At 39.0% G+C, this 18,462-nt stretch carries 20 protein-coding genes; 3 read left to right on the plus strand and 17 right to left on the minus strand.

All coding sequences use genetic code 11. The features are described 5' to 3' along the window. Positions 1-71: 71 nt before the first annotated feature. The 14 genes from EFA47_RS16385 to EFA47_RS16450 form a co-directional block, all read right to left on the minus strand. Complete coding sequence (locus EFA47_RS16385) at positions 72-818, minus strand: tyrosine-type recombinase/integrase (RefSeq protein ID WP_122644218.1); 747 nt, start codon at positions 816-818, stop codon at positions 72-74. 45 nt (positions 819-863) lie between these two features. Continuing rightward, positions 864-1,061 (minus strand): DUF6462 family protein, encoded by a 198-nt coding sequence (locus EFA47_RS16390; RefSeq protein WP_122644219.1) that lies wholly within the window; start codon positions 1,059-1,061, stop codon positions 864-866. A 43-nt stretch (positions 1,062-1,104) separates the two neighbouring features. After that, positions 1,105-1,503 (minus strand): hypothetical protein, encoded by a 399-nt coding sequence (locus EFA47_RS16395; protein ID WP_122644220.1) that lies wholly within the window; start codon positions 1,501-1,503, stop codon positions 1,105-1,107. A gap of 129 nt (positions 1,504-1,632) precedes the next feature. Then, a complete protein-coding gene (locus EFA47_RS16400) occupies positions 1,633-3,027 on the minus strand; it encodes a hypothetical protein (protein WP_122644221.1) in 1,395 nt (464 codons plus the stop codon). Further along, positions 2,996-3,553, minus strand: a complete 558-nt coding sequence (locus tag EFA47_RS16405) for a hypothetical protein (RefSeq protein ID WP_122644222.1) — start codon at positions 3,551-3,553, stop codon at positions 2,996-2,998. The genes EFA47_RS16400 and EFA47_RS16405 overlap by 32 nt, the downstream gene beginning before the upstream one ends. A 214-nt stretch (positions 3,554-3,767) precedes the next feature. Next, entirely contained in the window at positions 3,768-4,184 is a 417-nt protein-coding gene (locus EFA47_RS16410) for a HEPN domain-containing protein (RefSeq protein ID WP_122644223.1), read from the minus strand. Further along, a complete protein-coding gene (locus tag EFA47_RS16415; protein ID WP_122644224.1) occupies positions 4,177-4,512 on the minus strand; it encodes a nucleotidyltransferase domain-containing protein in 336 nt (111 codons plus the stop codon). Before EFA47_RS16415 ends, EFA47_RS16410 begins: the two co-directional genes overlap by 8 nt. A gap of 151 nt (positions 4,513-4,663) precedes the next feature. Then, positions 4,664-4,930, minus strand: a complete 267-nt coding sequence (locus tag EFA47_RS16420) for a hypothetical protein (RefSeq protein WP_122644225.1) — start codon at positions 4,928-4,930, stop codon at positions 4,664-4,666. 157 nt (positions 4,931-5,087) lie between these two features. Continuing rightward, a complete protein-coding gene (locus tag EFA47_RS16425; protein WP_164690042.1) occupies positions 5,088-6,353 on the minus strand; it encodes a YARHG domain-containing protein in 1,266 nt (421 codons plus the stop codon). Positions 6,354-6,372: 19 nt separating this feature from the next. Beyond that, positions 6,373-6,825: a hypothetical protein gene (locus tag EFA47_RS16430; RefSeq protein ID WP_122644227.1), complete on the minus strand. Its 453-nt coding sequence runs from the start codon at positions 6,823-6,825 to the stop codon at positions 6,373-6,375. Between the two features lie 14 nt (positions 6,826-6,839). Further along, positions 6,840-8,486 carry an AAA family ATPase gene (locus tag EFA47_RS16435; protein WP_122644228.1) on the minus strand — a complete coding sequence of 549 codons (1,647 nt, stop codon included), beginning with the start codon at positions 8,484-8,486 and terminating at the stop codon, positions 6,840-6,842. 14 nt (positions 8,487-8,500) lie between these two features. Continuing rightward, positions 8,501-9,169, minus strand: a complete 669-nt coding sequence (locus EFA47_RS16440; RefSeq protein ID WP_122644229.1) for a ComEA family DNA-binding protein — start codon at positions 9,167-9,169, stop codon at positions 8,501-8,503. After that, positions 9,157-9,369: a DUF2997 domain-containing protein gene (locus tag EFA47_RS16445; RefSeq protein ID WP_122644230.1), complete on the minus strand. Its 213-nt coding sequence runs from the start codon at positions 9,367-9,369 to the stop codon at positions 9,157-9,159. The genes EFA47_RS16440 and EFA47_RS16445 overlap by 13 nt, the downstream gene beginning before the upstream one ends. Before the next feature lie 15 nt (positions 9,370-9,384). Continuing rightward, positions 9,385-9,957: a 4Fe-4S single cluster domain-containing protein gene (locus EFA47_RS16450; RefSeq protein ID WP_122644231.1), complete on the minus strand. Its 573-nt coding sequence runs from the start codon at positions 9,955-9,957 to the stop codon at positions 9,385-9,387. A 173-nt stretch (positions 9,958-10,130) separates the two neighbouring features. Between EFA47_RS16450 and EFA47_RS16455 the strand changes: the two genes are divergently transcribed. From EFA47_RS16455 to EFA47_RS16465, 3 genes are all read left to right on the plus strand, one after another. Then, a complete protein-coding gene (locus EFA47_RS16455) occupies positions 10,131-10,436 on the plus strand; it encodes a helix-turn-helix domain-containing protein (RefSeq protein WP_122644232.1) in 306 nt (101 codons plus the stop codon). Between the two features lie 396 nt (positions 10,437-10,832). Next, on the plus strand, positions 10,833-11,021 hold the full coding sequence (locus EFA47_RS16460) for a helix-turn-helix domain-containing protein (protein ID WP_122644233.1): 189 nt from the start codon (positions 10,833-10,835) through the stop codon (positions 11,019-11,021). 396 nt (positions 11,022-11,417) lie between these two features. Next, complete coding sequence (locus EFA47_RS16465; RefSeq protein ID WP_122644234.1) at positions 11,418-11,921, plus strand: QueT transporter family protein; 504 nt, start codon at positions 11,418-11,420, stop codon at positions 11,919-11,921. A gap of 100 nt (positions 11,922-12,021) precedes the next feature. Here the strand turns inward: EFA47_RS16465 and EFA47_RS16470 are convergent, their stop codons facing one another. The 3 genes from EFA47_RS16470 to EFA47_RS16480 form a co-directional block, all read right to left on the minus strand. Beyond that, on the minus strand, positions 12,022-14,457 hold the full coding sequence (locus tag EFA47_RS16470) for a C39 family peptidase (protein WP_122644235.1): 2,436 nt from the start codon (positions 14,455-14,457) through the stop codon (positions 12,022-12,024). 43 nt (positions 14,458-14,500) lie between these two features. Then, positions 14,501-15,652: a class I SAM-dependent methyltransferase gene (locus EFA47_RS16475; protein ID WP_122644236.1), complete on the minus strand. Its 1,152-nt coding sequence runs from the start codon at positions 15,650-15,652 to the stop codon at positions 14,501-14,503. Positions 15,653-15,859: 207 nt separating this feature from the next. Further along, entirely contained in the window at positions 15,860-18,448 is a 2,589-nt protein-coding gene (locus tag EFA47_RS16480) for a HAMP domain-containing sensor histidine kinase (protein ID WP_122644591.1), read from the minus strand. Between the last annotated feature and the right edge of the window lie 14 nt (positions 18,449-18,462).

The raw sequence follows: 18,462 nt of genomic DNA on the forward strand, positions 1-18,462 counted from the left end.
CTCCTCTCTTTCAGTATTCTCATTATAGCAGAACTTTTCCCTCTATACATCATTTAATTTTTCCTTTCTCTCTAACGCGAAAACCCTCCGGCGATCTTGTTCATCTCTTCTGCCTTAGTATCTGGTAATACATGACTATATAGATCCATCGTCATCGCCAGCGTACTGTGTCCTAAAATCGTTTTTAAGATCTGCGGCTGCATTCCTTCTTCAATTGCTCTGGTTGCAAAAGTATGGCGAAATATATGTGGCGTTGTATGTGGAAATTCGCAGCCATCCTTGCGTATCTTTTTTACAATACGGTCAATCTCCCCTTGCACCCGCCACCGGCTTAAAGGTTCTCCATATTCCGTACAGAATAAGAAACGGTCAAATCTCTCGATCTTAAATCCCCAGTAATTCCGCTGTGCTTCAAGATAGTATTCGATATCTTTTGTCAAAGGAATATCCCTCACAGACGTTTCTGTTTTTGGTATATGCTCCCCACGAATGCTGCAAAGTTTTCTCGAACTGATCTTTTCTTTAATAAGTCCATCATAATATTTCTGGTAATTTATATAGGTTCCTAACTTCACCTGATTTCTTTTATACTCCTTCATCCAGGTATCAAACCACCCCTGAACGGTCATTTTATCTTTTGCAATATACAGTCCATGCTCTAGTTTATACTTTAACTCTGTCATCTTTTTTTGTGTATCTGTAATCGTATTTCCATGTACTGTGTATTCTTTATATTCATAATAAATCCGTCCTTCGTATCCTTTACTTCGCTGGCGAATCCCCTTTGGGAGCGTCCGCCCTTGTCTATTAACCGCCATCTTCTTTCTCCTCATATATTTTAAAAAGGGGCAAACGCCCCTTTCTTACTCTGTCTGGCTGTCCAGATAACGTTGGAGTTTATGCAATTTTATCAGAACCCGTTTTCCCACCTTAATCCTGGCCCCTGCATCAATTGCGATTCTGTCTGCTGTTGCCTGGCCACACCCCAACAACTGCGGAAGCCTGTCACGAGGTACACAGATTGTCGATTCTTCCATGCTAAACTTGTTCGTTGCCCTCATTATTCTGCCTCCTCCTTTAATTTCTTCTCAATCATATCCCGCTTCAGATATAAGTACCTAATATGATTTTGGGGTACTCCCTTGATTTTCTCGTGTTATTTCTCTGATCAGATTCTAAGATCCCCGCCTCTTTCAAATACATCACAAGTTGCCGCTTATCACTTAGAGCGATCGAATAATCAAACCGCCTGGTTTCTTTGATAAACCATAAGAAAATGCCTATCGTAACCACAAAAACCGCATAAACCTCGGAGAATCTAGGGATATTGCATACCTGTTGGTTACGGATAACATATGATTTCGTCTTAATATACTGCACGATCTGTTCATAATGCTCCGTAACAAACCGGATAAATTCATCGCTATATGAAACGCCCCGAATCAGACCGCCATAGGTTACTCCGTTTACCATTTTTACATCGCTTATTTTTTTATCCTGCATCGTAATTTCCTCCATCTTTTTGTCTTGACGCGTCATTTATCTTAAGATGTCTGCATGGTACACCAAAAAGGAGAATCTTGCATTTCGCTACAGGAAACGCTCAGATTCTCCATACTATTTTGACATAATCTATATTTTTTGATATAATAATTTTTTCTGTATTTCTTTATACTCTTCTTTTAATCTACCTTTGGCAGATATTTCTCCTAATATCTTCTCAGGGAAAAGCAAAGTTCCAGTCTTATGATTACGAAATAACTCTATGTTGGACCTAATCCAGTGCTTCAATTCCTCATACGCCTCTTTATCATCTTTATTTGGCACTTCCAATTCAGCAAAGACATCTTTCGGCGCTTCTTCTATACTGTCTCCCAACTCCCGATCTACTATTTTCCAAATGGTATCTTTTTTTACCCACCCTTGCTCCAGCAATATTGCCGCCCATTCCTCCGCACTCTCGGCTTCACTTTCCTTGAGGATACTTCTTAATTGATCGCCAAAGAATTCTTTCCATTCCCTGTTACATTGAACTATTATTTTTCGGATCTCTCTATCCTCTACCGCATTGATTTGCATCGCCCGCAAATCATCCTGCAATAATCTTCCGTTCAAATCCTTGTAACAACAATATATCGCCTGCTCAACCTGATACATGGTTCTTTCTATAGAAAGGTCAGGTTTTTTTCTATATTGCTCTTTCATCTCCTGAAATTTATTGTCCCAATTCTTTAGTTTTGTAACCTTTATTTCAGGATTATCCTTCATTGTTACTTCATCAAGAATCTTTTCAATTCTATGGTCAAGCGAACAAATGATATAATCCGGAGATTTTCCTTTTAATTCACTTAATATAGTATTATATCTATTACTATAATCCTCACTTGATTCAAAACATGCATTCCTCAAATATAAGATTATTTCTACATAATATTGAATTTTATCTATTGTCTTTCCCTGCTCAAGACAGATTGGTGTATATATATTATTAATTGTCCGGATTACATTTCCTATTTCCTGGGAAAGATTTATCTTTTTATGACTTAATATAAACTCAAAACACCTTTTAATTACTACAAGCACAGATAAACTACCCGGTAGATTACCGATCTCAATCGCCAGACGATAAATATCTTCTGCAAAATCATCTTCTGTATACAATTCTGTGAAAGCTCTGTTATATCCCTCCCCTTTCCATCTGGAGCATGCAAGATCGTACTCTTTAAACTGCTCCCTAATCCCTTCATAATAATTGGATAGCAAGACTGCCATATTCATATGCGTAAGTTTTTCCCACGCATAAAGGTCTACTGACCTCCCCTCTGGAAAATCTTTTTCCGCTTTCGCCAGGGCCTCCCTAATATGATTCAACGTTTCAAATTCATATTGCACAGCCCGTTTTTTATATGATTTTTCGTCAGGCTTCTCGTCTTGACATGTAAACAGCGAGACAAAGCGGTCGTTCATCAGGAAAAGTAATTGCAAGACCAAAAAATTATCCTCTAGCTGTATATTCAGTCCCCCCATCTAGTTCTTCTTTTTCCAAATTGATATGAAATTCAATGGAGGGATTTGCGCTGTCCCGATATTTCTGAACTCTTTTAATGATGAACGGCAATTCATCTTTGAGTTCTTCCTCAGCCTTAACAGGATAAATTTGTTCTTTGAATAACTCATCCCTGGTTCGTTCTAACGCTTCCATATCTGATTCTTCACTGGTATCTATGTAATATTCGTTACCATTTAAACGCACCAAATTATAGCGTAAGCATTGTATCGCCTCTTCATAAAAAATCCTAAAATCCAGATCTGCCTCACAAAAAATATCTATAACACTAATAGGCTCGGAATCAATCTCTTCCCTCACAAATTCTCGGCTCATCTGTTCATAAATAACGTCCCATATATTTTCTTTTTTTGCGTACCGCCTTTTACATTCCTCCACCAGCTCTTGTAAATGAATCCCTGCAAAATCTTCTTCCATCTTTTTCATAATCTGAGGAGTATACCCCTCAATTAATAACTTCTCTCTCATACTTTCCATATAAACCATGGAAACCACCACTTAGACCCTTTCGATTTAGCCTATTCTGCCTATTCATCTTTCATGGTTTTTGTGGTTTTCATGGCTTTTTTCTCCTTCTGGCCTATTCATACAACTATTTTTCAAAAAAGGTGAAGAACCCTCGCCCTTCACCTTCTTCATATATAATCTCCATCTATTTCCTTACATTCAGTAACTCAAACTCTTTCACGAACTGGCGAGTCTACAAATCTTTTTCAAAAACCTTTTCTTCCATAAGATATTTTCTGATTAAAGGCAACGCATACTCCACTGTCTGAATCTGTGCATCCGCTTCACTTTTTGAAGCTACAAAAAAGTCATCATAATCGCTTTCTTCTCGCTTTGTTTTGAGTCTTGCCAGTCTTCTTCCCAACTCTCCCGGAAAAATCCCCCCTGCAACATACTCTTTATTAAAATAAGCAACCACATCTTTATGACGTTTAAAATCAATACTGCCTAGTGCTAAAATCGCTTTAATTGCATAAAACATGGCATAGTATGAGCGATTAATGGAATCTCTGTAAAATCCATTTTCCAGACACATCTTTGCATTTCTTAACGTCTCTTCCGCCGACGAATAACGATACCTAGACAATTCTATATCTTTTATATCAGGCACTTAACCTCACTCCTTCGTCTCTTATATTTCGATAATATGGAAGAGTATCTACCCAATAGGCAAAATGCTCAACATTCTTTACAATAGGAGAAATATCTACCCTATATTTCATCATAAAATCAAATGCACAATCCGATACCATATCTGTAGTCATTTTAATTTTTTCATCTGGAAGTGTCACAAGAATCATCACATCAATATCCGAAGTTTCCGTATAATCACCTCTCGCATACGAACCATAGACAATAATGCTGCTCAGCGAATCGCCATATAGGCTTCTCATTTCCTTTGCAAATTCCTGCATAATATCACTAATAGCGGTTGGCATTTTCTCACCCCATTTCTAAAAATCAGCTTTTTCTTTTCATTCCACTATAAGAAATAACGTTACCTCTTCTCTATATAGTATACGGGGAAACCCACATTTAAACAAGCAGAAGATTTCTCTTTACTCCTCCCACCTGCCACCTTTGCCGATCTTATACACCCTTCTGTCCGCTCGCCGGAAATAATACACACCTTCTGCCAACCGTTCGTTTGGCTCCACGACCTTCCGATTGACTTCCCGCACCATAGCAATGGCTTTCACTCTTCAGTACATACTGCCGCCGATCTTGCCGCGCAGGTATCTTCGGTAAGTTCGGCGGCACGTCCCTCAAATCCTGAATCTGAAACTCTGTCTCATTCAGGTTACGGAAGGTCCTCTCCCATAGTTCTTCTTCAATAATTCCCCATACTTTCAACATCTGACGGGTCACTTCGATGGAAGTTGCTTAGGTTTTGTTTTTTCTTGCTTCATGTAAACTCTCCTTTCAAATTGAAAAAGGACAGAACCCATAAAGGATTCTGCCCGGTGGTTAATGTATCATAGATATTATATATAATTATAAATTTGGAGTTTTACTAATAATAAAGATCGTACCAACCGTCAAACTCTCCATTTCCTGTCAGATTGATAGAGCCACCTTCAAAATATCTAAAGTAATACTCTACCCCTTCTATATTAACAAAGACAAGCCATTCATAAACATCATCTTTATATACCTCGTAGCGGGCATCAAAAGAATATGTCGTATATTTATCTTCCCTTGGGGCAGAACCATAATATCCTAAGGCAATAAGACCTCCATCTGCGGTAAACTCAATTGCCATTTCAGAATCTTGCATATGAAATGCCCTTCCTGCAACAAAGTTATAAGCCCCATCTATTGCCTCTCGCCTTTCAACCTCTTCTTTACTCGGACCATTCATCTCATCTTCAACCTTCTGAATCAGTTCCACATTTTTCTTCTCGAAATCATTGAACACTTTTTCCGAATCAAACTGGTCGTTTGGCACTGTCCCTTCATACCATGAAGTAGATTCAAAATACTTCTGGAACTCTTCCCCTTTGAAAATATACCCATGCCTTGCAAAGATCTCATTTCTTCCGAATGCAAGCTTGTCCGCCTCGACACTTCTGACTTCATCCTCAGACAAATATTTACTGTCACTGTCTGGGAATATATATTGTGCCCTTAATTGTTCTTCTTTTACTTTTTGATACTCTGCAATCTCTTCATCTGATAATTTTTGAAATGTAATTGTATTTACTTTTCCTTCTGCAATACCGCATATTACACTTTCCTTGGTTTGTAGATTTATAAATTTCTGTTCAGATTCTGCTTCTATTTTTTCAGAATAGCTCTCTTTTAGCTTCCCATCTATTTCTGTTTTCTCCATTCCAATTCTAACACCATAAAAAGTCGGTGTCTTTGCCCCTTCGCCCTTTATTTGTATAGTCTGAACTACACCTTCTTTATATACTACCTGGATTTCTTCATCTAAACCTGTATATATATTTTCTTTCCCCTTCTTTTCTAATCCAATACTCTTTGCTTCAGTTTCTGGCTGACTTAATAATTCCTTGAAGTCATATTCTGAAAAATCTGTAACTTTATTTTCTGTTGACTTTTGTTCTTCGCCCTCATCTGGCAAAGTACTTCCATAAACAGCTAATCCTATAAAGCATACAAATACTACCAATACCCAAAACCAGATTTTTTTGTATACTGGTTTTTTCTTTTTTGTTAATTCTATACTTCCGCTTGTTTCCTCCGCAGGTTCTCCACATCCTGGGCAAATTTTCCAGTCAGACTCTAATTCTTTTCCACACTTTTTACATTTCATTTCCATCTTCCTCCTCGTTTTATACAGCAACAGTAAGCACAATTGAATTGTCCTCTAATATTTCTTCTGCTTCAATTCTCATTCCCTGTTCTTGTATTCTCTCTTTTGTTTTAACATATACCTGCTGCTGCAGATTTTCCTTATATAATCCATCTAAACACTTTAACTCATCTATCAGTCTGTCTGGATTTTTTATCCCAGATAATTCTATGATATAATTCTTCTTTCCCTTCAAAAATTTCAAGTGATAACTTTCGATAGAACAAATAATATTCTCTCCATCTACTTTTATATGCTTGGCATTAAATTCTCTCAAAGTTTTCTCTAGCAAGTCTTTATCGTTATAATTAGTGGGAAGCCGAATATCCTTCCAGGATTTCACATCTGTTTTCATCAACTGTTCATAATCTTTATCAAATAATATTACTTTTAATAATAATGCAGCCAGTATTAAAGCCAAAGATATTGACATACTCTCTTCCCCTTCTAAAAATCAATTGTTCTTCCGCCTCTGGAATGCCTGAAATTATCATTTGAATTTAATGTCTTTGCGATCTCCTCTCTTTCGGCAACATACTCTATTCGATCTTCTTTTGCAGTAGCCGCAACCGCCCGGACATTTGCCCATTCTCTGATAGCCGTAATCTGCTCTGCCTGTGTTATAGAAAGCGGCACCATATTTTTTATTGCTCTTTCCAGATCAGACATATTGATTTTTCTATCCTCCGCAAAAGCTTCAAAAAGTGCCGCAATCACACTTTCTTCTATTTCAGCCCCGACAAATCCTTCCGTTAATAATGCTAATTTTCTTAATCCCTCTTCCGTTTGCTCAACATCTCCTACTACTGCTTCATTTTCTAAACGTTTCTTTAAATGAACTTCAAAGATCTTCATACGTTCTTTTAATGTTGGAAGATCCACAAAAAATATCTCATCAAATCTTCCTTTCCTTAATAATTCTGAAGGTAATTTATTAATATTATTGGCTGTTGCCACTACAAAAACCGGTTTTGTTTTTTCCTGCATCCACGTTAAAAAGGTACCAAAAATTCTTGTTGAAGTTCCTCCGTCTCCCGCACCGTTCCCCGAAAATCCTTTTTCGATTTCATCAATCCATAAAATACTTGGAGATACTGCTTCTGCGGTTCTTATCGCCTTTCTCATATTTTCCTCTGAACTTCCTACCAAACCACTAAAAATTTTTCCCATGTCCAGACGCAATAATGGCAGTTGCCACATTGCGCTGATTGCTTTTGCAGTTAAACTTTTTCCACATCCTGGTACTCCCGTAATAAGCACCCCCTTTGGCGCAGGGATATTATACTTCAGCGCTTCTTCCTTCCATGATTTATTTCTTTTTACTAACCATCTTTTCAGATTTTCAAGACCTCCCACATCTTCCAATTTCAAGTCACTTTTTATAAATTCCAATATTCCTGTTTTTCGGATGACTTGTCTTTTTTCCTCCAGAATAATATCCAATTCCTGTATGCTGAGCTGTCCCTTTTGTACCATTGCTCTTGCAATCGCATTTTCTGCCTCTTGTAGCGTCAACCCTAATGCAGTCTTACAAAGTTGCCTTTTTTCTGACGCTGACAGATTGATAGTTATATTAGGATTGTCTCTATTTACAGCAATCATCTCATTCAATAGAGTTTCCAGTCCATAAGTATTAGGAAAATCCAGTTCAACAACTGTTACTTCTTTTTGTAATTCTTCTGGAAGCTGTAGCATAGGAGATACAAATATAATATTCTTAGGCTTCTCACTTTCACGCAAAACATTGACCATATCACGTAATTTTCTGATAACAATATAATCATTTGGCTGCTTGGGACTTAAGAAAACATGAAAATCCTTTAATATAAATACAGATGGTTCATTACATTCTGAAATATAATCCAAGGCAGATAAAGAAGTTTCCGTATTTCTAACTGTTTCCCTCCCTGCTGTAATTCCTTCTGTTTGGCTCCACAAATATACCTTTCTTATTGTCTTGATTTTATTTTCTTCTGTGACAATATCTTCTATCATTTGTGTAACTCTGTTTTCTTCCCACGTAGATATGTAAATCATCGGGAAACGCGCTTTTAACAAATTACAAATATAATCTTTTGTTTTTAAACTTTCCATTTCTATTTATCCTCTTAAATATCTATTTTTCTTCCAGATGCACGACTTGGCGCATCTTTCGTTTCATTCTTTACTAAATCTTCTTTTTCTGTTGTCTTTTCTGAACATAACAAATATTCTTCCATTCGCTTTGCTTTATTCTTATCTATAGATAATCTCATATAAAAATCTTCCACAGATGAGAATGGAACTTCTTTCCTAACGTCAACAATCCTTTTTGCCAATATGAGACTTATTCCTGGGATCTCGATTAGCTCTGACTCTTTACAGTTATTAATATCAATCGGATTTACAATTCTCTGTATTTCATCAACATCATTTTCATCACTTTCTATTTCTCCGATTAATTCTTTATATATATCCTGTTGGAATTTCTTCGCTTGCTCATGTTCTTTTGTCCGCAATATATCCTTAGATTCTTTTATCACCTTTAACCTTAGGCAATACTCTTTACTCATTATAACAGTATGTATAATACTGACAGCCCACATAATCAGATATACAGATATTAATCCTATACTCATTAATATCCACCCCACACCTATATATACCAGTCCATATATATTCCAGATTTTTTTTCGTGTTCTTATGCCTGCGACTATAAGACCTAACCCACTTAGAAACATTACAAAACTCAGTGCTATAATCACAACTCTATTAATTACAATTTCTATCCTTGACATTTTAGTTTATCCTCATCTTTCAAAATTTCTTCAATATAATCATCCTGATAAAACTCTTCGGTAAATTCTCGATCTATCACCTCTGCTCCGGTCAGTTGTTCTATCACTTTTTCATAGTCAGAACACTTTTTTCCCTTTATTCCCTTTGTCTCAGCGTAAATTAGTCCATCTGGGCAAATTCTTATTTTTATATATGCCACTTTATTTTCCTCCCTCTACTTCCATTTATTGATATTTCCCATCCCGTTTATCCATACTGCCCCGTCCTTTGATATTCTGATTTCTAATTTATTTTGAACTTTTTCCAAATCTTTTTCCGAATACTTGTCTGATAAAAAGATATATTTCTGATTAGAAGAACCGATCCACGGTCTTGAGAAATCCCTCTTTTCCTTCATATATGGTCCATCAATCAATAAATCGGTATAAGACAGAACGTCTCTTTGTTCTTTTTTTTCCAATATCTGTTCATAAAGAAAGCCTGTAAATAAAATAACAGTATATCCTTTTTCTTTACACTTTCTAACCAATTCCAGCAATCCTTGCGTCTGTTCAAATGGTTCCCCACCTAGAACAGTGATACCTTCTATTCGTTTTCCCTGATGTTCTATATCTTTTATAAGACTGGTCACACTATATATCTCTCCTTCAGTCTTATCCCACATCTCACGATTGATGCAGCCTTTACAACAAATGCTGCACCCTTGAACCCATATACAATATCTATTCCCAAATCCTTCTGTCCGGGTCTGCTTTACTATTCTATTTATTCTTAATGCTTTTTTCATAAGTAAGTATTTTCTTATTTCCTTTCACATATATTACTCTTATTCTATTTTCTTACCTGTTCATTTTTTATAGAAATTACATATTTTCGTTAAAATTATACGTTATTACATATTATTTTGCAACGCTTTATTGAATATTATTAACGATATATTTTAGGAATGGTGGTGCTAATATGATTAATGTATTAGAGAAAATTAATTATTACAGAATACAAAAAGGCTGGTCAGAATATCAATTAGCTGAAAAGTCTGGCTTAACACAATCAACTATTTCTTCCTGGTATCGAAAAAATATGCTTCCTTCCCTTTCATCACTTGAAAAAATATGTACTGCTTTCGATATTACACTGTCACAATTTTTTGCAACCAGTTCTGACAATTTCTCCCTAACCAGCCTTCAAAAAGATTTGTTACTAGAGATAAATCACCTCTCCAAGGAACAGCAGATAGCCTTGCTCAACTTTTTCAAAACACTATAAAGAGCAGCGAAATTTCTTCCGCATCTTTTCATTGTACTGTTTCTTTCTATTCATACATCTGACTCTCGCCCGTGGACAGTATTTGTCACAGTGCTGGCAATAGGTCGTATGTTTTGCCTCTCTGCCTTTCTTACACTGCCCTGAATGATTCTTTTATCTTTATTCTTTTGCCATCCATTACCCTATTTTCCTCCTCCGGCATATTTAGCAGGTAATGCAGTGTCGGACATTTTTATGCCGGACTTTGCATTACCTCCCAGGCTTATCTAAGTGTTAGAAATGTTGTATTTTATTACGATACATTATTTTGTTTTTCGTTCTATTTCGTAACATGATAAATAAATAGGAAGATAACAGTATTAATAATGGACAAAAAACAAACGGAGGTATCAGATAATGTTTCAGGAAAATTATAATGATATGATAAGCATAGACGATTTATGTGAGATGCTGACAATCGGCAAGAACACCGCCTACCACTTGTTAAAGACAAACCAGATTAAAGCATTTAAAATCGGACGGATATGGAAGATACCAAGAGAATCCGTATCAGAGTATGTAGAGGCTCAACGTCTCTATCATTAGCAGAATCCGGGAACTTCTTCTATTCCCGGATTCTATCTTTGACATCATATTTTAATCGTCTTTCTTGGATACACCCTCATACACCATTGTATCTGCCATTTCTTTAAGTATATCTGCTAATACAAAAAATGGATGTCTGCAATAGTATTACAATCTTTCTGCCTCTTATTTTCCCATTCCGGACAAATTCCGTACAAACCTTGATTTTCCCTCTTCTTCATGCTATACTACAACACGTTGCACAGTCCACAAAAACCAAGGTCTATAGGACTTGCATCCGCTTCCCGCGGGAACGGGAAGACAGGAAAGCCATCCACTGGAAGCCTTTCCTGCCCGCTAAGGCGCGTGTGTTCGAGACCTTCCACACGTAAAACAAAACTAAAGGAGATTAAAAAAATGACAAAGAAAAAAACACTCAGTGTGCTGTTCATGGCACAGGCAGCAATGATTGCTGCCATCTATGTGGTGCTGACAATGGTTTTCGCACCCTTCAGTTACGGAGAGGTACAGGTTCGTATTTCCGAGGCCCTGACGATTCTTCCGGCATTTACCCCTGCAGCAATTCCCGGCCTGTTTATCGGCTGCCTGATCAGTAATATTCTAGGGGGCTGTATTGTGCCGGATATCATTTTCGGCAGCCTTGCTACATTAATTGGCGCAGTGTTTACTTATACTCTGCGGAACAGCAGCAAATTTCTGGCGCCCCTGCCGCCGATTATTGCCAATATACTTATCGTCCCATTCGTACTGCGCTATGGCTACCAGGTCCCGTTGCCGATTCCACTTATGATGCTTACAGTAGGAATCGGTGAAGTAATATCATGCGGCATACTTGGAATGATTGTGTACACTGCCCTGAATAAATACAGGCACACTATTTTCAAAACCGCTCAAAATTAACTGCCAAATAAAAGATATTTTCATTTAAAAAACTGCCGGAAATAACTGATTATCCAGTTATTTCCGGCAGTTTTTTGCATTTACTATGATAATTCCAATCTTATTTTACAAATCCAATGAATGTATTCCCACTTCCTCCAGCCATGGCCTCCATATCTGTCAAACTGACTGTATTCTGGGATCCATCATCTGGATTTATATAAGTAACATCCGTTGTAGTATATCCTGTCATCAGTATAGCATGGCTGGAATCTGTCATTGCGATCACCGGCAGGCCTTTATTTATCACGTAAAGAACCTGATCCAGGCTGCATCCTGTTAAATCCACTCTCTTGGCCCCATACTGCTCCATCTGGACTTCACATGCTTCAATAGAAGTCTGTCCATCCCCTTTTTTAAAAGCCTGCATATCAGTGTAGTAAACTAAATCCCGGTTTCCCTTTTCCCATATATAGGACTGTTCTGAAGATATGACCACCCCGGATACCTGTTCCGCCTTCTGTATCGCATAGGCTGCCTTATCGTATATCTCAATTAGCTCGCCCATCCCATATACGTAGAATTTGTCTGTCTTAACTTTTCCGTCAAAAGCAATCGTCATAGGTTTATTAAGCATAACCTGCTTCGGGCGCAGCAGCTTGGGGGACTGATCGGGAATACCATCTGTATATGTCAGCCTCATCTGCTTTTCCTTCAGCTCTGTTGTATAAGACTCCAGGGTAATATTACTTTCCCTGCGCTCCTCATTATTACTGATATAGTCCTGGCTTGTTCCAGTGTAGACATCCCCCGACTTTGTCAGCCGGTTTAGTGTGACAAGATTATTTTCAATCAGTATGTCAGAGATATAGGTCCCCTCCACAGAATAGGTTTTCACAACCTTGTTTTTGCTGTCCCGTATCTCCAGCTCAAACATAGGAAGAACATCCTCGCCCACCACCGTCTTTCCCTTATCTGAAGCCCGCTGGTAGCCATATACGAAATCATTTGCCACAAATCCCAGGGGACGTATAGATTCCCCTTCCGCCGCCTCCACAATTCTCTCCTCTCCGGTCTTAAGATTCAGGACTGTTACAGACTTGGCACTCTCCAGGCTCCCTTCCGTCTGATACGCCAGCAAATGCCCGTCATTGGATGCGGCATACTGCCCCTCCTCCAAGTCTCTGGCCAAAATATTTTGATGGTTACTCTCCAAATCCGCCTGATAGAGCGTCCCTCCCGCCAGTACATAGAGGAGTTGGTCTCCATGATTATAATATACCATCTTACCCAGCTCATCCTCTGCTATAGCAAAAGACTTATTACTTGGTATAAATGCTTTCTCCTCCACAGCATTTTTATCAATGTCAAAATAATAAACATCTACGCCCACTTCGCCCTCATGATCTCCCCTGTTCATATATCCATAAACAGCAAAGGTAGTACTTCCGTTGTCATCCATGCTAATGATCCTGAGCTCATGCTGGTCATATCTGCTGCGGACATCATGTCCCTCTGTATTTGCAAAACTAAATACTAGTGAAAGTTCATCTGCCTCCTGATTATAAGTCCAAAGATCCCTTTCATGGACAAATGAAACTATTGTCCCATCTTTACTTGTCTCGTATGAAATATCAGATGGGGCAATTCCCAGCAGAATTCCATTTTCGTTTAAAACTTTTTTGTTTCCGTTAAATACCTGGTTCATGCTTCGGTTATAATCCAGAAGATACACTTCACCGCCGCTGTATCTTACACGGAAAAACTCTTTGATATTATAAGTGTCAATCTCATTTTCTTCACCTACACATGTAACCTGGTATTTCGCCTGCAGGGAAGTATAAACGCTGTTGCTCTCCTTAATACTCCACTCAACATCCGTAGAAATCTCTGGTTTTAATTCTCCCCAGGTTACTTGGGAACTGCTGGAATGTATCGTTACTGTCTGAAAGGTCGTGTTATCCCCTTCCTCATTAGGCTCCAGATATCCTGAAAGCTCGGCCGCACTCCCCTTATCAAAGGTTTTCGCATGGAAATCTTCAGCAAAACTCAGGCACTCCCCTATGGCCAGATCGTCCGGCCTTTCAACTCTGGTGTAGAAATATACTTCCTTCTTTTCTGTCTTTAAGATTACCTTCAGTACGGCCTCAGATACATTTTCCTTTAATGCGCCATTTAAGTCCAGCTTAAATGCCTCCTGGGATAAATCCTTTATTTCTGACTTATCATATACCTCCTCGCCATTTAACGAATATACCTCATACTGGATCTCCTGTATTTTATTTCCATTTGCCTCTACGGACATCTCCAATGTCCCATTTTCCTCCAAAGGAGTTATTGTATCCCTCATAGCAGTTATATCCATATCATTTACATAACCTGCCAGTATATTGACCTTTTTCCCCGCCACGGTATAAGACACCCGGGGCAGAGTAGGATCTCCCAGGTCTATTGTGAGATCATCTGTCCCTCTATTTGTAATCAAGCTGCTGATAATCATAGCTGCCAGGAAAACAGCCGCCAGCACACCCGCCTTCATCAGCCTTTTTTTCTTCATTTGTCTGTCCCCTTTATTTTTTATCTGTCACGGAATCTCCCCTTTATTTCCCATTTCCAAATAGCAATTTTCCTAAAACTGGGTCAGCCTTTAAAAAGCTCCTGCACATATCTGCCTCCTGCCTGGCCAAATGATTCGCTTTCCCTGTTCTGACAGCACGCAAAAGAATATTCTTAGGCGTATGCTCCATATCAATAAATTCCAGCACCTGTGTGTGATAGCCTGCCGCCTCCAGATATTTGGCCCTCAGGCCATCTGTGGCAAGAGCCGCAAACCGCTCCTTCAAAAGGCCATAGTCCATTATCGGCGCCAGCTCACGGCTTTCTATCTGGGAATTCAGCTCGTGCTGGCAGCATGGCACAGATAAGATTACCCTGGCGTCCCATCCAACTGCCTTTGCCAGGGCATAATCAGTAGCCGTATCGCAGGCATGTAACGTAACCACCATGTCAATTTTCAGGGCGCCCTCATAGTCGGCTATATCTCCCACCAGAAAATGCAGTTTGCTATAACCATACTTATCAGCGAGATGGTTACACCGCTCAATCACCTCCCGCTTCAAATCTAATCCTGTCACCCGAATATCATACCCCTTTAATTCATGAAGGTAGTAGTACATAGCAAATGTGAGATAAGACTTGCCACAGCCAAAATCAAGAATTTGAAGTTCCCTCCCCTTCTCAAGCTGAGGAAGTATATCCTCTATAAACTCCAGGAACCGGTTAATCTGCCTGAACTTATCAAAATGCGCTCTGACAACCCTCCCCTCACTTGTCATAACACCCAAATCCTGTAAAAAGGGAATCACCGTGCCTTCCTTCAGAATATATTTTTTATTGCGGTTATGGGAAAGCTCTGCAGGACTGGCTGCATTCCCCAGACACTTCCTGCGAATAGACACCTTACCTTTCTTGCTTACAAGTACGGTACAATTCATTGTCCTGACCGCAATCTGCATCTGCCTGAAATTCTCCATATAACCTGTCAGCCTCCCTACAGCATCCTCCGCCGTCAGGTTCTCATGAAATGCCTGGGTATCTGTAAAGGACTCACACTGAAAATAAAGCGCTCCCCTTTTGTCAATGGGCCGTACCTTCACCTTCAAAACCCCATCCCTCCTTCTGGGGTTGCTCAGCACTGCCTGAATAAAATCTATATTTAAAAAGTCCTCCAGTAACTTCCGTATCTCTTCCATCAAACTACCTCTTAAACAATCCATCTGTATTCTTTCCTATTGTAATGCAAAAAAACCAATGGTGCAAGAATCAGTTCAGAATCGGAATATTTTCTGTTATCAGTATGCGCAGGTAATAGTAGCATATTTATAAAAAATGAGAATATTCTGAAAATGGCACGCAAAAGGGTCAGTCCCTTTTGCAAAAGGGACTGACCCCATCCATCATCACCGTACCCGGGGAAACTCTATCGTTACTTTAAATAAATCTCCATCCAGATATAGTCTGAATTCTCCTCCCATCATCTGGGTAAGGCTTTTCGCTATAGATAATCCTAATCCACTTCCCTCCGTGCTTCTTGAGATATCTCCTCTGATAAAACGTTCCGTCAGCTCATCTGCTGAAATATTTAGAGGATGTTCAGAAATATTTTTCAGTGAGAAACTTACTTTTTGTGCATCTGCTATCAGATCCGCATACACGCGGGTTCCTGGCATGGCATATTTAGCAGCATTATTATAGATGTTCTCCAATACCCTCCACAGACGCCTGCCGTCTACATGGATTACTACAGGCTCCTCGGGCAGGCTCTGTACTACCTCTAATTTTTTTGCCTCCAGCTTCTCAGCAAACTCACCTTCGGTCTGGTTGATCATCTCAACAAAGTTTACGTCCATCTGCTCTAATGTAATATTCCCGCTGCTTACTTTGGACGCCTCTACCACATCTTCAGTCAGTGTTTTCAGACGTTGAGCCTTAGCCTCAAGTATTTCCAGATATCCCTGTATCTTAGGGTCATCAAAATTTTCTCGCTTTAGCAGATCCACATAGTTAATGATAGATGTCAGCGGTGTCTTAATATCATGGGACACATTAGTGATCAAATCAGTCTTAAGCCTCTCACTCTTCATCCCTTCAATCAATGCGCGCTGAAGGCCATTTCCAATGTCATTCACCATCCTTGCCATTTCCAGGTTTTCACCTTTTAAACCCTCTACAGGTATTTGGTAATTTACATTCCCCGATGCAATTTCTTGAATCCCGGTCTTAATCCTACTCTTTGCCACGGCATTCTTTATAACAAAATATACTGCCGCCGCCTCGGCCAGAAATACAAGGAGAATAAACCATCCGCCTCCGTTACTCAAAACCATAAAGCCAAACCAATGGAACAGTATAAATCCTGCCAAAACTGCCGCCGCCCTGAATGTAACATTGCGGTTATACCAGAATGTCCTGAAAAACAAGCCAATACTCCTCAAAAGACTATTTTTCCAGAGAGTTTTTGCCTTGATTCTACGCACCAGGCTCATATAACCAATGAAAAAGAAGGCAGTAGTCAGGACTGCTATAAACCCTGTTATAATCAGGTCAGAGGCTGAAAGAGAATAGGGATAGACTGTATTGACTGCGAAATGACTAGTATAGTATCCACTTCCAACATACTCCACGCTAAAATCATTATATATTCCGCCCCACCCCTGTACGATAAACAGCATCAGGAAAAGCCAGGCAAAGAATACCAGCGCCCCTCCCAGCTCTGTTTTCAGCTTATCAAAGAAATTCAGATGTATCCCTTCATCCCCGTTGCTCCTCCCTGCTATGAGAGTCAGCCACACGAGGATAGCCAAAAACAGTATTGAACAAAAAACGCTGCCAAATGCTGCAAGCTTCAGATATGGAGCAAATGTATTGTATTCCTGTGCATCTGAATAAAATACATCCTGTACCGGAAATTTGGTGTCTACAGATGCTGCAAAAATATAATCACTGTTTGGGTTATTCGTATAATTTTTTATCATGGAGCGCCATTCACTGGCTGATATATCCATATTTGTCTTAAACTCAGAAAGCTTAGGCATGACAACCAAATACTTGGAGTCTTTTCTTGCCACTAGATTATTTAAATTTTCCTCCAGACTTTCAAAATCCTTATATTCATTCCGATTGGTATATACCTTTTTTTCATTTTGATTCACAAATATATAGGTAAAATTTGTATTGCCCTCTTCCCAGGTATCCCCGGCATAAAGGTAATTATCTATCTGTTCAGAAATGGATAACAGTATCTCCTGCATATAGCTAAAGACCTTTGAAAGCTTACCGTTTAATTCCGGTGTCCGGTTGATAACCTCCAAAATATTATCTGCACCTTCAGGCGCATACTTTTCATCCAATACTTCATTAAATGTCCAGCAGTCACTGTACTCTGTTTTCCCCTCCGTGTTCTTAATAGCTATATTACCAGCAGCGCCTCCTGATGTATAATATCCCATTTCCAAATCATCTAGAAATGTTGACACTCCCCGGTCTGCCACTTCCAGCCGCAAAGTACCGTCCTCAATCAAAGAACGAAACTCATTCGTATAATAATAGTGATACGTTCCATCCGGTTTCTGGCATACAACGATATTTCCTTCCTCATTATAATGTCCCTCATCGATGTAATCTTTGCTCCAATTCTCAAGATCTTCCAATTTATAGGCCAGTCCAGACTCATTTTCCCCTGTTATCTGCCCGTTTTTGCCCAGATCAACAATGTCCACCAGCTTACTGGGATTATACTTCCCATCAGTCTCGAAGTTATTCTTCAAGGTGATGCTGCTCATTACATCCCATACGGCGTTAGACACTAAATTATTAAAGCTGTCAGACTCTTCATAAGGGGTGCTAGAAAGTTTAAAAAACTCTGCTTTTCCCAGATTCCCCGAAAACACTATAATTATAACTAAGCTAATTACTGCCGCTGCAGCCATGACATGGGCCAGCAGCAATAAAATCCCCTTTGTAACTGGTCTTTTATACCAATTCTTCATAATACTCCTTTCCA

It is taken from the genome of Luxibacter massiliensis, from assembly GCF_900604355.1.
In the GTDB taxonomy this organism is placed as follows: Bacteria; Bacillota; Clostridia; order Lachnospirales; family Lachnospiraceae; genus Luxibacter; species Luxibacter massiliensis.

Coding starts and splice junctions, on each gene's coding strand:
- EFA47_RS16405 (WP_122644222.1), bottom strand. CDS start 3,553: ATGGTTTATATGGAAAGTATGAGAGAGAAGTTATTAATTGAGGGGTAT.
- EFA47_RS16475 (WP_122644236.1), bottom strand. CDS start 15,652: ATGGAAGAGATACGGAAGTTACTGGAGGACTTTTTAAATATAGATTTT.
- EFA47_RS16465 (WP_122644234.1), top strand. CDS start 11,418: ATGACAAAGAAAAAAACACTCAGTGTGCTGTTCATGGCACAGGCAGCA.
- EFA47_RS16470 (WP_122644235.1), bottom strand. CDS start 14,457: ATGAAGAAAAAAAGGCTGATGAAGGCGGGTGTGCTGGCGGCTGTTTTC.
- EFA47_RS16395 (WP_122644220.1), bottom strand. CDS start 1,503: ATGCAGGATAAAAAAATAAGCGATGTAAAAATGGTAAACGGAGTAACC.
- EFA47_RS16420 (WP_122644225.1), bottom strand. CDS start 4,930: ATGTTGAAAGTATGGGGAATTATTGAAGAAGAACTATGGGAGAGGACC.
- EFA47_RS16460 (WP_122644233.1), top strand. CDS start 10,833: ATGTTTCAGGAAAATTATAATGATATGATAAGCATAGACGATTTATGT.
- EFA47_RS16425 (WP_164690042.1), bottom strand. CDS start 6,353: ATGAAATGTAAAAAGTGTGGAAAAGAATTAGAGTCTGACTGGAAAATT.
- EFA47_RS16480 (WP_122644591.1), bottom strand. CDS start 18,448: ATGAAGAATTGGTATAAAAGACCAGTTACAAAGGGGATTTTATTGCTG.
- EFA47_RS16390 (WP_122644219.1), bottom strand. CDS start 1,061: ATGAGGGCAACGAACAAGTTTAGCATGGAAGAATCGACAATCTGTGTA.
- EFA47_RS16435 (WP_122644228.1), bottom strand. CDS start 8,486: ATGGAAAGTTTAAAAACAAAAGATTATATTTGTAATTTGTTAAAAGCG.
- EFA47_RS16455 (WP_122644232.1), top strand. CDS start 10,131: ATGATTAATGTATTAGAGAAAATTAATTATTACAGAATACAAAAAGGC.
- EFA47_RS16415 (WP_122644224.1), bottom strand. CDS start 4,512: ATGCCAACCGCTATTAGTGATATTATGCAGGAATTTGCAAAGGAAATG.
- EFA47_RS16440 (WP_122644229.1), bottom strand. CDS start 9,169: ATGTCAAGGATAGAAATTGTAATTAATAGAGTTGTGATTATAGCACTG.
- EFA47_RS16385 (WP_122644218.1), bottom strand. CDS start 818: ATGGCGGTTAATAGACAAGGGCGGACGCTCCCAAAGGGGATTCGCCAG.
- EFA47_RS16450 (WP_122644231.1), bottom strand. CDS start 9,957: ATGAAAAAAGCATTAAGAATAAATAGAATAGTAAAGCAGACCCGGACA.
- EFA47_RS16430 (WP_122644227.1), bottom strand. CDS start 6,825: ATGTCAATATCTTTGGCTTTAATACTGGCTGCATTATTATTAAAAGTA.
- EFA47_RS16400 (WP_122644221.1), bottom strand. CDS start 3,027: ATGGGGGGACTGAATATACAGCTAGAGGATAATTTTTTGGTCTTGCAA.